The 14,188-nt window shown below is 58.6% G+C and carries 11 protein-coding genes and 2 tRNA genes; 7 read left to right on the top strand and 6 right to left on the bottom strand.

Going from position 1 to position 14,188, the window contains the following annotated elements:
* Window positions 1-52: 52 nt before the first annotated feature.
* From HF949_RS06745 to HF949_RS06735, 3 genes are all read left to right on the top strand, one after another.
* Window positions 53-1,507: a sensor histidine kinase gene (locus HF949_RS06745; RefSeq protein WP_292899262.1), complete on the top strand. Its 1,455-nt coding sequence runs from the start codon at window positions 53-55 to the stop codon at window positions 1,505-1,507.
* A gap of 140 nt (window positions 1,508-1,647) precedes the next feature.
* Window positions 1,648-1,724 (top strand) — tRNA-Arg (locus HF949_RS06740).
* 508 nt (window positions 1,725-2,232) lie between these two features.
* Entirely contained in the window at window positions 2,233-3,252 is a 1,020-nt protein-coding gene (locus HF949_RS06735; RefSeq protein WP_292899260.1) for a hypothetical protein, read from the top strand.
* Between the two features lie 202 nt (window positions 3,253-3,454).
* Here HF949_RS06735 and HF949_RS06730 read toward each other — a convergent pair whose 3' ends face one another.
* Window positions 3,455-3,664: a hypothetical protein gene (locus HF949_RS06730; RefSeq protein ID WP_292899258.1), complete on the bottom strand. Its 210-nt coding sequence runs from the start codon at window positions 3,662-3,664 to the stop codon at window positions 3,455-3,457.
* A gap of 471 nt (window positions 3,665-4,135) precedes the next feature.
* Between HF949_RS06730 and HF949_RS06725 the strand changes: the two genes are divergently transcribed.
* The 3 genes from HF949_RS06725 to HF949_RS06715 all read left to right on the top strand — a co-directional run bounded on the left by HF949_RS06725 (window position 4,136) and on the right by HF949_RS06715 (window position 6,429).
* On the top strand, window positions 4,136-5,545 hold the full coding sequence (locus HF949_RS06725; RefSeq protein WP_292899256.1) for a PTS galactitol transporter subunit IIC: 1,410 nt from the start codon (window positions 4,136-4,138) through the stop codon (window positions 5,543-5,545).
* A 12-nt stretch (window positions 5,546-5,557) separates the two neighbouring features.
* The gene (locus tag HF949_RS06720) at window positions 5,558-6,019 is read left to right on the top strand and encodes a PTS sugar transporter subunit IIA (protein WP_292899254.1); all 462 of its coding nucleotides are present in this window, start codon (window positions 5,558-5,560) and stop codon (window positions 6,017-6,019) included.
* Between the two features lie 125 nt (window positions 6,020-6,144).
* Window positions 6,145-6,429, top strand: a complete 285-nt coding sequence (locus HF949_RS06715) for a PTS sugar transporter subunit IIB (protein ID WP_292899252.1) — start codon at window positions 6,145-6,147, stop codon at window positions 6,427-6,429.
* A 76-nt stretch (window positions 6,430-6,505) separates the two neighbouring features.
* Here the strand turns inward: HF949_RS06715 and HF949_RS06710 are convergent, their stop codons facing one another.
* From HF949_RS06710 to HF949_RS06690, 5 genes are all read right to left on the bottom strand, one after another.
* Entirely contained in the window at window positions 6,506-7,432 is a 927-nt protein-coding gene (locus HF949_RS06710; RefSeq protein ID WP_292899250.1) for an alpha/beta fold hydrolase, read from the bottom strand.
* Window positions 7,433-7,738: 306 nt separating this feature from the next.
* Window positions 7,739-8,506 carry an arsenical resistance protein ArsH gene (gene arsH, locus HF949_RS06705; protein ID WP_292899248.1) on the bottom strand — a complete coding sequence of 256 codons (768 nt, stop codon included), beginning with the start codon at window positions 8,504-8,506 and terminating at the stop codon, window positions 7,739-7,741.
* Window positions 8,507-8,630: 124 nt separating this feature from the next.
* Entirely contained in the window at window positions 8,631-9,050 is a 420-nt protein-coding gene (locus HF949_RS06700; RefSeq protein ID WP_292899246.1) for a PadR family transcriptional regulator, read from the bottom strand.
* 90 nt (window positions 9,051-9,140) lie between these two features.
* Window positions 9,141-13,220 carry a DUF11 domain-containing protein gene (locus HF949_RS06695; protein WP_292899244.1) on the bottom strand — a complete coding sequence of 1,360 codons (4,080 nt, stop codon included), beginning with the start codon at window positions 13,218-13,220 and terminating at the stop codon, window positions 9,141-9,143.
* 246 nt (window positions 13,221-13,466) lie between these two features.
* Window positions 13,467-13,541: transfer RNA gene (locus HF949_RS06690), tRNA-Thr, on the bottom strand.
* A gap of 242 nt (window positions 13,542-13,783) precedes the next feature.
* On the opposite strand from HF949_RS06690, the gene HF949_RS06685 reads away from it, so the two are divergent.
* Window positions 13,784-13,987, top strand: a complete 204-nt coding sequence (locus tag HF949_RS06685; RefSeq protein WP_292900039.1) for a hypothetical protein — start codon at window positions 13,784-13,786, stop codon at window positions 13,985-13,987.
* The last annotated feature ends 201 nt before the right edge of the window (window positions 13,988-14,188 follow it).

Below are 14,188 nucleotides of genomic sequence, written 5' to 3'. Positions count from 1 at the left end.
TTTGGGCTGCGTGAGAACAACAGCCGGAAGCGGCCCCGGAAAACGCTGAGCGATGGCAGAGAAAATAGCGGGCGACATCAGCGAACATCCGCATGAGACGGGCTCCGTTCCGCTCACGCGCGGGCTTTCGACCAAGCTTCTGGTGCTGACCGTGCTATTTGTGATGATCGCCGAAGTGCTGATTTTCATTCCTTCGGTGGCCAATTTCGGGATGCAGTGGATGCAACAGCGGCTGGAGAACGCAGCCGCCGTCAGCATCATTCTCATGGAAGGCGAGGATGAGGCCCTTGCGCCCGATATCCGTGACGAACTCCTTATGGCAACGGGGGTGAAGGCGATTGCCGTGCGCGATGCCGACGTTTCGCGGATTCTGGTCGTTACCGACATGCCCCCGGCGGTGGACGAGCACATCGACGTCGATGCAATAACGCCGCCTGACGCAATCGCCCAAACCTTCTCCACGCTGTTCTTCGGCGGTGATCGCGTTTTTCGCATCTTCGGAAAGGTGGGCGACACGGGCAAGATTTTTGAAATCCTGATACCCGATACGGATCTCAGGAATGCAATGCTGACCTATGCGCGTAATGTGGCGTTTCTCTCGCTGATCATTTCACTCTTCACCGCGACGCTGGTCTTTTATGCCATCAACCGGATCATGATCCGCCCCATTCGCGGCATGACGCAGTCCATGCTGTCCTTCGCCGCAGCGCCCGACGATCCGCGCCGAATCATTACGCCAGAGGTGCGTGGCGACGAGATCGGTGTGGCCGAGCGCGAACTCGCGCGCATGCAGACGGCCCTGCAGAAAACGCTGGGTGAGCAGAAACGCCTGGCCGATCTCGGGCTCGCCGTCTCCAAGATCAACCATGACATGCGCAACATGCTGGCTTCCGCGCATCTCATCTCCGACCGGTTGAGCACGATTGACGACCCGGCCGTGAAAACCCTCACACCTCGCCTGTTGCGCACCCTCGACCGCGCCGTGACCTATTCGGAGGGTGTCCTGAATTACGGCCGGACACAGGAGGCGCCGCCCAGTCGCCGCCGGTTGCGCCTGCATGCGCTGGTCGAAGAGGTGCGCAACGTTCTGCCTCTTGAAGCCGACAGCCAGATCGAATTTGCCAATGCGGTGGATCGGGACTTCGAGGTCAGCGCCGATTCTGAGCATCTTTTCCGCGTGCTTTCAAACCTGTGCAGAAATGCCGTGCAGGCAATGGCCGGCGACAACGACCCGTCCGTTGTCAAGCGTCTGACGGTCTCTGCCGAACGCTCGGGTCGTGCCGCACGCATTTATGTGAGCGACACCGGGCCCGGCCTGCCGCAAAAGGCGCGTGAGAACCTGTTCGCTCCGTTTCGCGGCTCTGCCAAGAGTGGTGGAACAGGGCTTGGCCTGGCGATCGCCCAGGAACTTGTGAGAGCACATGGCGGGGCTTTGGAACTGGTGGAAAGCATTGGGGGGCATACGGTTTTCGCCATCAGCATCCCCGAAGCGCTCCCGCCGGTCTGAGGCATTGGCAGTGCGGCAGGACAGCCTGTGCAGATATCGAGAAAATTCCTTCAATAGCGCTTGCAATTCTGCGCCGCACTCGCTAGTTAACCGCGGTCGGCGGCAGCGATGACCGCTTCGACGGTCGCTCAGGCGACCACGCGCCCGTAGCTCAGCTGGATAGAGCACCAGACTACGAATCTGGGGGTCAGAGGTTCGAATCCTTTCGGGCGCGCCATTCTTTACAGGGTCCATTCATTTCAACCGCTCCCCTCTCGCTGTTGTGCTTCTGCGGCCATGCGTTAACGGTTCTGCTTGTCGCGCGGCGGCAATGGCTCGACATCCGCCTGTCTTGTCGTCACTTGAAATGCCCCGGGAACGCTCGGGTAAATGTGGCGTGTGCAATCCCTTCGGCGCGAGGCTTACTTGTTCATAAGCCTAGCAGAATGCTTGTTTGAAGCGTAGGCGATAACCGTATCGCCCACGAAAATTCTAATCAGTTTTGCGTTCCTTGTGCTGTCTGTTCGAGCCAGAGCCACCGGCCCTTACGGAAAGGGCCGCCGATTGCGATGGGCTGGCTTCGCTTTCCAACGGCAATCTCCGGTTTCTGGAGATTTCTGCCGTTTGCCGAAGGACCGACTGGCGCTCCTGTTGCGTACACAACGAAGACACAGATTGAGGAGAGCCGGGCGCATCGCGCTTCAGTCGAGCCCACGGCTCTCCAAACTTGCGAAAAGCGAGAGACAATGCTGCAGAAATACCAGGCTGAAACACACAGGAACGGGGTGACGACACATGAAGGAAAGGAGGAATTGAAGGCCACATCATCAGAAGGAGGTGGAACCAAAGAAGAGCAGACAGCAGTCCTGGAGGCGCTGCTTCGGAATTCGGAGTTCAGGGCATCCGACCGCAACAGACGCTTCCTGCGCTTTGTGGTGGAGGAAACGCTCGCGGGACGGGCAGACCGAATAAAGGCGTTTACGATTGCGGTGGACGTTTTCGGAAGGGACGCCAGTTTCGATGCGACAGTGGACCCGATTGTCAGGATCGCCGCGGGGCAACTGCGGAAATCTCTGCGTGAATACTATGCCGGCCCCGGCAAGTCGGACCCGATCCACATATCCATACCGCTGGGCGCCTACGTTCCGATCTTCGAAAAACGCGGCCCAATGAATCCGTTCGCTGCACTTGCTCCGCATCATTTTTCCAGATCGCATTCGCTGCTAGCGGGAGCGGGACTGGCTACGGCCTTCGCCCTCTTGCTGACAGCGACAGCACCGCTCTGGCTGGATACGCCAACCCGCGCTGATCGCGGGACGGCTGCAGTGCTCGTGCTCGACACCGCGAGAACCAGCCAGGCAAACGCTGACGCCAACCAGTTCGCGGAGATGCTCAACGATGCTATTTGGCTGAATGTCGGCAGGGAAAGGGCCATCCGCTCCGTCGGCGTACGCCCGCATGAAAAGCTTGAAAGCGTGGTCTCCGGGGTCAGGTCGATGTATGGGCCGGAAAGTGACGTATACGAACTGCTGACCAGCGTTCAGCTGGAGGCGGATGAGGTACGGGTCTATTGGCATTTGCTCGATTCCGCCTCTCGTGAAGTCCAGGTCTCCTCTCTGGTGAAAGAGGCCTTCAGGCCAGCATCAAAGGCAGCGCTGGCGGAAACGACCGCAGCGAGTGTGGCAGCCGCCCTGTTCGGCTATGAAGGGGCCCTCGCCAAATATCAGACCGATGCCACGGTGGCGGCAAACAGCACCCAGGATTGAGCCTCTCCGCCACCGGGCCTCTCCACAACCGAAAGGAATGCGGCTGTGCCACTAGAGGCCCGGCCGCATTCTCTTTTGTCCACCCCCTCGCCGAGTGATCCGCGTCCACGGAGACGTAGGCAAGGTTTCGGTGTCATACAGGCAGGTACGGGTTCTGGTGGGGCATCTTGACTGAAACGGGAAATGCCTGACGCTTTGCCTGTTAGCGCCTGAAGCGCAAAAGGCGCAGCTTCTTTCGGGTAGCACCGTTGAAAGCCGGATGATTGCTCTTGCATTCCCGAAGAACATCCAGATCCACGGCCCCTTGCCGCACCAACATGATGTCGACTTCCGCACTCGAATATCCGAGCTCGGCCATCTCGTCGAGGAGAAGGTAAATGGTATCGTGGTCGATCAGCGGTTTTGCAGGCACGGCTATTCCGGTGAGTTGGGCGCGTCACGCAAAACACTCGGGCCATTGCATGGAGGGTCCCAAAGCCTCACCTACACTTCCAGGAAGCGAGGCAAGGCTTTGGGAGAAAGCCGACCCGGGGGGCGGGAGGGCCGGCTTTGGCGGTCGCTTCACAAGGTGCGTGAAGCGTGTTCCTGTTCTTCGCGTTACGGTGGGGGTACGGCTGCGCCAGCATGAGAAACCGGCTTGAAGGTGTTTTGATCAGAGAGCATCGTTTGCCCCATCCGCTTGCTTTCGTCTTATGGTTGTAGTTTCTACGGAAGTGCACTTATGGGGAAATCAGGAAGTGCATTTTTCCGCTTCGTTGCGCTTTTTTTCCGATGCATTCGCCGATTGACAGCCAAGTGGCGGCAAGCCATAAACTTGCGTCTATTTTGAGAAACAAATGTTCTGATCGAGAATGGTTCTGAACAGGAATTCAGGGGGAGGAAAATGGACACATTCCTGAGCGGCCTTAAAGCGGCCGTGGATACGCTCGGCGCAACGGTTCTGTTGCCCATCGTCATTTTTGTCATTGCCGCAGTGCTGGGGGCCAAGATCGGCAAGGCATTCCGTGCTGCCGTCACCATCGGCGTGGCATTCATCGGTATCAATCTGGTTCTCGGCCTGATGCTCGGATCCATCGGCGACGTGGCGCAGGCCATCGTCACCAATACGGGCATTCAGCGCGACATCGTCGATGTAGGCTGGCCCTCGGCTGCCGCGATCGCCTTTGGCTCTTCGGTGGGGCTGTGGGTGATTCCGATCGGCATTGCCGTCAACATCGCGCTTCTTCTGACGCGCATGACCCGCACGCTCAACGTCGACGTCTGGAACTTCTGGCACTTCGCCTTTATCGGTTCGCTTGCCGTGGCAGCCACAGGCAGCCTCGCTTACGGCCTCGTCGTTGCAGCCCTGATGGCAGCACTTTCGCTGCTGTTCGCCGACTGGTCGGCACGTGCCGTTCAGAAGTTCTACGGCATTCCGGGCGTTTCGGTCCCGCATCTGGCCTCTGCACAGATCCTGCCGATCGCCATCGTGATCAACTGGATCATCGAGCGCATTCCCGGCATCAACAAGGTGAACATCTCGACCGAAACCATCGAGCGCCGGTTCGGCGTATTCGGTGAGCCTGTTGTTCTCGGCCTGATCATCGGTCTCGTGCTGGGCGTTGTCGCCTACTACAACGCCGGCGATTTCGGCGTGGTCCTGTCCAAGGTTCTGCAGACGGGTATGACGCTCGCAGCCGTGATGCTGCTTCTGCCGCGCATGGTGAAGATCCTTATGGAAGGCCTGCTGCCGGTTTCGGAAGCAGCACAGGAATTCGTGCGCAAGCGCACCGGTGACCGGGAACTTCTGGTTGGTCTCGATTCAGCGATCCTGATCGGTCATCCGGCGGCCATTTCCGCTTCGCTCATCCTGGTGCCGATCGCCATCATCCTGTCGATCGTCCTGCCGGGCAACCGCGTGATCCTGTTTGCCGACCTGGCGGTCATTCCGTTCATCGTCGCCATGACCGCTCCACTCTTGCGCGGCAACGTGTTCCGCATGGTGATCGTCGGCACGGTGACGCTCGCCGCCGGTTTCTATGTGGCCAACGCGCTCGCACCTCTGTTTACCAGCGCTGCCGTGGATTCGGGCTTCGAAATGCCTGAGAACGCGGTTCAGATCACCTCGGTGGTCGACGGCTTCCTGTGGATTTCCTACGTGGTTATCGCAGCAATCCGGAACCTGGGCGCTGCCGGGCTGGGTGTGCTCGCCGCCATCATCGCGGCCTGCTTCTGGCTCTATCGCCGCAACACGCTGGCCTGGGAGCGGGCAGCGGGCGCGGAAGACGATGAAACCACTGCACAAGAAGGCTGAATAGGTTAGTGAATGGCTGAAGCCCTTATGAACCACATCGATCCCGAGGCGATTGTCCTCGGGGTCGATACCGATAGCCGCGAGGCTGTCATTCGACTGCTCGCCGGCAAACTCAAAGCAGCCGGCTACGTGAAAGACAGTTTCGCTGATGCGGTTCTTGCCCGCGAGGCCGCGATGCCGACCGGACTTCCGCTCGGTCACGCGGTGAACGTTGCGGTGCCGCACACGGATCCGGAGCATGTCGTGAAGCCAGGCATCGCGCTTGCCACGCTCAAGAATCCGGTGACTTTCGCAAATATGGAAGATCCGGATGAGGCAGTGGAAGTGGGCCTCGTCTTCCTGATGGCGCTTAACGACAAGGACCGTCAGATCGAAATGCTGCAGGAAATCATGGCGACCATCCAGAGCGAGGAAGCGATTTCCGGCCTCATGGAGGCATCGTCGCTTGATGATGTCGCTGCGGTTCTGAAATAGAGCATTTTGCAGTCAGGTGGAATCACCTGACGTCCGCACAAATGCGGGAAAACGGGCAGTTGGAGCGGAGCGCGTTTCTATGAAACGGTGGGCCGCTCTGGTGCCCAATTGATCGGGAGAGACCCATGAGCAAGAAGACCGTCCTGTTTGCCTGCGGCACCGGCATCGCCACCTCGACAGTGGTTGCCAACGCGGTAACCGAGGCCATGAAGGAACGCGGCATCACCATCGACCCCCGCCAGTGCAAGGCCACGGAAGTGCGCTCTGAACTGAACGGCGTGGATCTGATCGTTTCGACCACGCAGCTGCCTTCGGACCTTGGCGTGCCGTCCATCGTGACGCTCGCCTTTCTGACCGGCATGGGCAAGGCCGAGGCGCTCGACAAGATCGAGGCGGAACTGCGCAAGTAGGGCGCGGTTCACCACACAGGATCACCAAGGCCCGCTGCCGGATCGGTTGCGGGCCTTTTCTTTCCCGGCAGCCTCCTTACGGACCTTTGCCGACGCGCTGGCCGTGGGCGCTGCCCGCCAGCTTTTCAATGGCCGCAACCACCAGTTCGGTAGCATGAATATCCGGCTTGTGTCCGAGACCGTCAACGACGGAGAGCTCTGTCTGGAGCAACTCACGGGAAAGGCGCCACGAGTGGAGCTCCGGTGAGACAATATCATCCCTCGACCCGGTAATGATGGCTGTAGGTGCTTCAATCATCCTGTAGCGGTGATGGGTGCGTTCCGTCCACGCCAGAAGTGCACTGATCTCGCGCGCATTGTGACGAAAGACTGCGGGCGCGAGAGCCTCCGCAGCGCGCGTTGCCTCCAGATAATCGTTCGGCATCGGATCGGGAGAGAAGACGCCGCGTGCTGCCGCCTTCATCGCAAGGCGTCCTGCCCAGGGAACGACAAGCTGGCAGAATGCAGCGCCGAGAAAGCGCGTTGCTGCAAGATTATAGTACCAGGCGACGCCTCCGGGCCAGGGATAGAGAGCAGGTGCGAGGAACAGGGTACCGATAACCCTTTCCGGGTGATCGAGCGTCATCGCGGCAGCCACTGCACCACCATACGAGTGGCCGATAACAATGGCCCGGTCGAACCCGCGCAGTTCCATGAGCCTTGCAATCGCATCCCCCTGTGCATCCGGCATAATGTTTGCATCCGGTCCGCGATCGGACAGACCATGGCCGGGCCGGTCAACAAACAGGAGATGCGCACGGCCCTCCAGCACCGGACGAAACGCATAGAGCGGGTCAAGCAGACTCGTGCTTGCCCCATGAATGAAAACGAGCGGCGCGAGGTCCGGCCGTTCGGCAACGAGACGGAGACTGTTCAGACTGTATCCGCCGACATCGACACGCCGTCCACGGGCCCTGTCCGATCTCTCCTCGCAGGGCATATGCAGGGCTTTTGACAGGTTCATGCGATCTGACCCGCTCGCTACTTGCCTCGAACATTCACGCGATCCCATCCACGGGTTCCGGATGACCGGGTGGGAAGACCGCTCTTCGCGGCGTACCAGTTTCCGCCCCTTCATATCCAGAGCAAACTGGATACGGGTGATCTTCAATGCCGTTGGCTGGTGCCCTCCCCGTGCCTGGAACGTTGCGGTGAATATTGCGTTGAACATGCCCTAGAAAAGGGCACGCGAGGCCTCCCCGCTTTCATCACGGGAAGAGAAGCCGCGGCAGGGTGAGGAACCACAGGTTCCTCGACCGGCGCCGATTTGTCATGTGCCGGTCTTTGTCATCTGCGGGGCCACGGCAATAGCCGACAGATCATGTTTTTCATCAACGGGGGTCCGCCCGCTTTGCTTGCGCTCCGAATAGCGATCGGTCAAAAGCTCAACATGCGGGCGCAGAAGAACTGTGAATCGCATGAGCTCCTCAACCACATCAACGATACGCTCATAATAGCTGGACGGAAGCATCCGACCGTTTTCGTCAAACTCCTGGAATGCTTTCGCCACGCTCGACTGGTTGGGGATGGTGAACATGCGCATCCATCGCCCAAGCAAACGCAGCGTGTTTACGGCGTTGAAGGATTGCGATCCGCCCGAAACCTGCATGACAGCAAGTGTTCGCCCCTGGGTTGGCCGCATCCCACCCATCTTCAGCGGAAGGTGATCGATCTGCGTCTTCATGACGCCAGTGATCTGGCCATGCCTTTCAGGGCTGCACCAGATCTGGCCTTCCGACCACATGGCGTGCTCGCGCAGCTCGCGCACCGCCGGGTGGTCATCGCCGGCCACCTGATCGGGGAGAGGAAGATCGGAGGGGTCGAATATGCGCGGCTCTCCGCCGAAAAAGCGCACAAGGCGCGCTGCCTCCTCCACAACGAGGCGGGAGTAGGAGCGATTGCGCAAGGATCCATATAACAGCAGGATGCGGGGCGGTTCCTGCTGCCCTACCGATAACCCGTTTGCCGGTCTCTCAAATGCATAGTCACGATCAAGTGCAGGTAGTGAATCGGGGGCGGGAAGCGTGCGTAGTCTCATTATCTGCGTTCTTTCGACAAAGGGTTGAGAGGGAGGGAGGCAATGTCTTTACCACCTCCATCAAGGCATTGATCCTCGATACCTTGATGGGCGATGTATAGAGGCAAAATGAACCGCATGGGATTCACGGTGTTTTTTGTGAGCGTTTCAGGGCCTCGGCTGATGCCTTGCCGGCGAGAATGCAGTCAGTGGCTTCGAGCCATGCCGCAACAGCGATCTGGAACGCCTCGCGTCCCTTGTTGGTCAAGGTGTAGATCTTCCGTTCCCTGCCCTGCACGATCTCGCGTCTGGCGGAGAGATACCCCCCGGCCTCAAACTCGTTGAGCATGGGATAGACCGTGCCCTCCGTGGGGCTGCAACAGCCATTGGTCGTTTTCTCGACGGCCTGGACGACCTCATACCCATGCATGGGCCTGTGATGCAAAACGCTCAGAACGAAGAACTTGGAGAGCGACATCTTGATTGTGCCCTGCCAGTAAGCCGGGTCGGTGAAATCGGGCGTCGGTCGAGAAACCGGACGAATTGATCCTGAAGCGTGAGCCATGAGTAACAATTATACCTCGATGCTCGATGCGTCAAGCTTGTACTGGTGAACTACGGTACAGGATCAATTCGTCCTTCCTCGTTCACGCAGTCATTCCTTCCGTGGCGACAGCAGGCGTGTCTCGATCTCGAGCCTGTAGCGTGAGCCGATATTGCGCCACTCCGCAGAGATAAGACCGCGTACGGCAGCCAATCGCCGCTTGGCCAGGCGATCCGTTTCGCCGGCATAAGACAGCCGTAGTACGGAGGGCTCTTTGTCGAGCAGGTTGATCAACTGATCGACACGCATGCGCCACTCCGGTTTCAGCTCTTTCTCTCCAGGTTCAAACGCATCCTCCGTAAGCTCAAGCCGTACGACCCGGCTGATGGAAGCCCCAAAGAGAAACTCAGACGCCTTGCCGGCAGAAAGGCGCACGGTTCGGGGATTCTCCGTCGTGATACGATATCCGGAGGGAAGTGATCGCGGATCGAGCTTCAGGATATAGTTGGTTCCGATGCGCTGATCGGGAAGGTCCGCACATGCAACGTGGAAACGGCCTTCATCGTCCGATGTGACAAGGAGCCCCTTGACGGTTGCGACCCGGACACCTGGCAGACCGGGCTCCCCCCTGTCCTGGTAGCCATTGCGGTTCTTGTCATCAAAGATTTTTCCGAGCAGGTCACCGCAATCGAAAAGCGGATCCGGCACGATCTCGACCTCGGCTGTTGCGACACGCGAGACCCTCTGCCCGTCAGCATCCTGTACCCAGGCCCGGTTGATATAGGTGTCGGGTTTCGCCGCTGCAGTCGCGCGGAGATCCATCGCAATCTCAACCTCTTCATCCGGATTAAGCGTAATGCTCTCGAAGGTGAGCTGCCGACCGTCGATCTTGGGAGTCAACGCGGCGTCTCCGAGCATGGCCGAGCCAGAAATATACGCAAATGCGATGGGTATCTCGTCCACAATGTTGACCACGCTGGGTGCATCGAATCCTACTCCCTGAGCGCGGATCACATAGCGGACGCGGCCACCGCGCTGGACCTCTGGTGAATCGGCCGTCTTGCTGATGAGATAGCCCGGAAGATTGAGAACTGCGGTAGCCTCCTGCGACGTCGTTTCATCCCCCTTCGGACCGAAGCCTGTCGCTTTTGCCGAATTCTGAACCCCATCCTCAACATCCTGAGCATTGGCAATGTCTTCGGCCGTCAACGTGTAAATCGCGGCAAACGTCTTGCTTTCGCCCGGCGGGATCGCGGCAGTGGCAGGTGTGAAAGCTGAAAGCGAACCAGTTCCCTGCCTGCCATTGAACTTCGGGCCTGGGTCGTGCGGTTCTACATCAGATGCAGTGACATTGCCGTCATTCGTTACTGTTAGCTCATAGTGAATTGTATCACCAGGCTGCGCCAACCCGCCTCGCGTCCCGCGAAATGTGCCGGTTTTCTCAGCTGCTAGCGACAGTTTCTGCGGCAATTGAAGCACTGTGGGATCGTCTGGATCATCGTCGCCGTCTGCGTCGTGGTCCTCCATATTCTCTGGATCGTCAGAAAAATCAGTCACGGGCAGACCCTTGGGCGTCTCACCGCGTGCGATTGCCTGGTTCGTGGTCTCACCGGCGTCGACTTCGTCCTGAGTAAGCACATGCGTTCCTGAAATCGTCTCGCTATCGCTTTGGCCCGAGCCGAGAGCTGTTATCGGTCCGCCGCTCGTGTTCGCCAGCGGGTCATCGACGACGATGTTCGAGATTGTCACATTGCCCGTATTTTCGATGTTGAACACATACCGAACCAGTTCACCCGCGTCGGGAAAACCATTGCCATTCGTATCGTCGGCAAGGTCGAACGACGCTGATTTCGAGAAGCTCATCCCGGGATTGCTCGGAATTTCGAGCTCGGTGGCGCCACCCGGCTCCCCGCCAGGGGGCTGTGAGTCGACGATCACCTCTTCGCCCTTCGGGTTCTTTGCCTTGCCCTTTGCAACGTTCTCTATCGTACCGGCGTCAGCATCTTCCTGGGTCACGACATAGGAGCCCGTGAAGGTCGTCGTATCTTCCGCATCCGGTTCAAGGCTTGGCAGCGGACCGCCCTCAACCTCAACCTTATCATCCTCGACAGTCACGTCGGTCAGCGTGACATTGCCCGTGTTCTTGACCGCGAACGTGTAGAGGATCGTCTCGCCAATATCGATCACACCATCATTGTCGGCATCCTGATGCTCGGCATTCTTTACAAGATCCATATCACTGGTCTGCTCGAGCGGTGTCACCGTCTTGTCGCCCGGACTGCCACCCGGCGGGGAGGACGTCGCATTTACCGGATCGCCGCGGGGGTCCGACCCTTCCGAGTGGGCGCTGTTGTCCACCTGCCCTGCGTCGATGTCCGCCTGCGTGACCGTGTAAGTCCCTTTCACGCTCGAATCCGTCAGCCCCGGGGCCAGCGTCGTGATCGGGCTGCCCGAGACCTCGGCTTTTTCATCCGTGACCTCAATGTTGGAAAGAGTGACATTGCCAGTATTTTTAACAGCGAAAGTATATTCGAGCGTCTCTCCGAGATCGGGACGACCATTGCCATTGGTATCGATCAGGACCGCACTTTTCTCCAGGGTGTGTTCCCCGGCGGCAATAAGCTCGAGAATGGTTATATCATCCGGGTCACCGTCGTCTTCCAGGTCCACGTTCGCTGCGTTTGCCGGGTCGTCGGAGAGGTCCTCGACGGCAAGCCCCGTGGTCGGAACCGTTGCCGATACCTTCGCCTGATTTTCCAAGATTCCAGCATCCAGGTCCGCCTGGGTCAGCGTGTAGTCCGCCGTGAACGTCGAGCTATCCGTGGCACCTGCAGCAAGGTTGATGGGCCCGCCGGATACCGGCACCCCCGGCAGTGGCGCAGCCATTGTTACTCCGGTCAGATCAACCGAACCGGTATTGGTGACGGCGAAGACATAGGAGACGGTCTCACCGGGATCAGGCACGCCATTTCCATTGAGATCGTTGAGCGTGGCAACATTGGTGACCTCAAGTTTCTCCTCCTGGATTGTGTGCGTACTTTTCGCAAAGGGCTCATCGCCGCAGGTCTGTGTGCCGCTTAAGATGTAATCAGAGTTCTCGGTGAGCTCGAATTCGATTGTCTCGTCATCCTCGGATAAATCATCTTCGATAACACTTACACCGAGATCGAATTGCTCTGCTGTATAGGTGCCGGCGGGAATTGAAACCGTGAAGCTTGTACCGCCACCCGGTGTCGTGAAATCATCACCAAGCACAGCCGTTCCACCAACCACGTTCACTGTGACAGAAAGCGGTGCACGCAGATACCCGCTGACCGCCAATTTCGGGAGGTTCGATGACGCTCCACTTTCGGCATTCCGGGTCTCGCTTTGCGCAAATTCAAGGAATGGAAGAATACCAAGCTGGATTTCATCGATGTGATTACCAGTTCCCAGATTTCCGCCAGACGCAGAAATTGAAGTGAAACCGAACTGCTGTAGACTCGTTGCTCCACTCCAAGTGAAATTGCCCGTATAGTCTCTCCAAGTTCCTACTTTAACGGAGCTGCACGTGGCACCACTGATCGAACTGCCGCTGCCGCAGTTGCTGTGACTGCCAACGCCTAAATTGTTTGTTGCTGCTTGGACAACCCGCTGGGTAGTGCCAATACTGAAAGCCATCACATCCCTGCCCGATAGACCTCGATGGCTGAATCGCCAATTGATCTCGTCCCCCTCTAGCAAACATACCGTCTGGTAGATTCGGGATGGCCGGTGTGCATTGAGTTCCGCATGCTGTCTGCCAGAGCGCGATGGAACACCTTGGAAGTTGCTCTTCCAGAGCTCGATCAGACGCCCTCTAGGGTAGCCACAATTTGCATCCGCTACAGCATGCGTGGTCGACCACCCAGAAACGTAATTGTCGGGCGCATAAGCGAAATTGCAGTTAATACTGGGAGACTCGAATCCCAAATTGAGAAAGCTACGCTGTACCTGTGCTTCAGCCGGGGCGACGTTCACGGTGGTAATCATCGCGACGCCGAGCAATCTCGAAGCACCGCGCAAACCAAGCAGATTTGTCGCCAGCATAAGAGGCCAGCGACCCAGGGTTCTGGCTCCCGAAGATTTGATCCAATTTTTTGCCGACCGTTTTCGGCCGGCGCTTTTGAGCTGCCCGCTCCCCGCCCTGGGCACCCACGGCACAATCTTCATCTCGCGCTCCTGTAGCGAATAGTCGATTGCCAGTCGCTTCGCCGAACAGAAGGCGCCGCCTGCGGGCACCGCCGCTCATGATCGAATGCCGACCGAACCGGGCTTATCCTGATGAGAACAGCGGTCTTGGCAATATTCTCTGGTGTTTCAACGGGTAAACGTTACGGACTGAAGCACGACAACGGCGACAATCGCCCCCGAAGCGACCGGCAACATACAGGAGCCCGTTAGTGGATGATGGAGGACTGGTGCTGCCGGAGAGATTTGAACTCTCGACCTCTCCCTTACCAAGGGAGTGCTCTACCCCTGAGCTACGGCAGCAGCGCCGAAACGAAGGACGCTTGAAGAGCGGGCCATCCGCGGGCGTCCCGATCACGCACGGGCAGGATCGCTGCCCACCCTTGTGATGCGGCGGACTTCTGCCACAATGATCGGCATTGCGCAAGCTCACATTCGCATTCATTTGCTCAGTTTGATACATGGCTGTGAAAATCGTCACGGCGTCAGCCGATGCGCTGCTTGCAGCGCCCGGACGGTGGGGTAGGATTGCAGCCCGGTTCTCCATGGAGTTTCACTTGAGCAAAGCCAGAAAGCCAGATGCTTCATCCCCCGGTGGAAAAGCTGACGAGGAGCGCAAGAAGCGCCTTGCCGCCCAGTTGCGTGCCAATCTCGCCCGCCGAAAGGCACAGGCGCGTTCGCGTCGTCAGGGAGAAGCCGACCAGCGTCCCGACGGGCTGGGTCCGGATGCAACAGATACCGACAAATAGCCTACCCGCATCCTGCAATCACCGCCTTGCGCCGCGCGCGGCCATGTTTTAGGACCATTTGAAACGAATACATCTTGCAACAACTGCTTCGCGGTATCGCATCCAGCGCCCGCCGCATCAGAAGCGGCCTTTACGATACCGCAAGGCAATCGGCGCATTCTGGCAAGTCGGGGACACTCCGAAAAACACGGACGACATCGG

It is taken from the genome of Nitratireductor sp. (assembly GCF_017794765.1).
Classification (GTDB): Bacteria; Pseudomonadota; Alphaproteobacteria; order Rhizobiales; family Rhizobiaceae; genus Nitratireductor.
Note: the sequence above shows the minus strand (reverse complement) of the source record. Positions and strands in the feature narration are given on the sequence as shown.

Coding starts and splice junctions, on each gene's coding strand:
- HF949_RS06745 (WP_292899262.1), top strand. CDS start 53: ATGGCAGAGAAAATAGCGGGCGACATCAGCGAACATCCGCATGAGACG.
- HF949_RS06735 (WP_292899260.1), top strand. CDS start 2,233: ATGCTGCAGAAATACCAGGCTGAAACACACAGGAACGGGGTGACGACA.
- HF949_RS06725 (WP_292899256.1), top strand. CDS start 4,136: ATGGACACATTCCTGAGCGGCCTTAAAGCGGCCGTGGATACGCTCGGC.
- HF949_RS06720 (WP_292899254.1), top strand. CDS start 5,558: ATGGCTGAAGCCCTTATGAACCACATCGATCCCGAGGCGATTGTCCTC.
- HF949_RS06715 (WP_292899252.1), top strand. CDS start 6,145: ATGAGCAAGAAGACCGTCCTGTTTGCCTGCGGCACCGGCATCGCCACC.
- HF949_RS06710 (WP_292899250.1), bottom strand. CDS start 7,432: ATGAACCTGTCAAAAGCCCTGCATATGCCCTGCGAGGAGAGATCGGAC.
- arsH (WP_292899248.1), bottom strand. CDS start 8,506: ATGAGACTACGCACGCTTCCCGCCCCCGATTCACTACCTGCACTTGAT.
- HF949_RS06700 (WP_292899246.1), bottom strand. CDS start 9,050: ATGGCTCACGCTTCAGGATCAATTCGTCCGGTTTCTCGACCGACGCCC.
- HF949_RS06695 (WP_292899244.1), bottom strand. CDS start 13,220: ATGAAGATTGTGCCGTGGGTGCCCAGGGCGGGGAGCGGGCAGCTCAAA.
- HF949_RS06685 (WP_292900039.1), top strand. CDS start 13,784: ATGGAGTTTCACTTGAGCAAAGCCAGAAAGCCAGATGCTTCATCCCCC.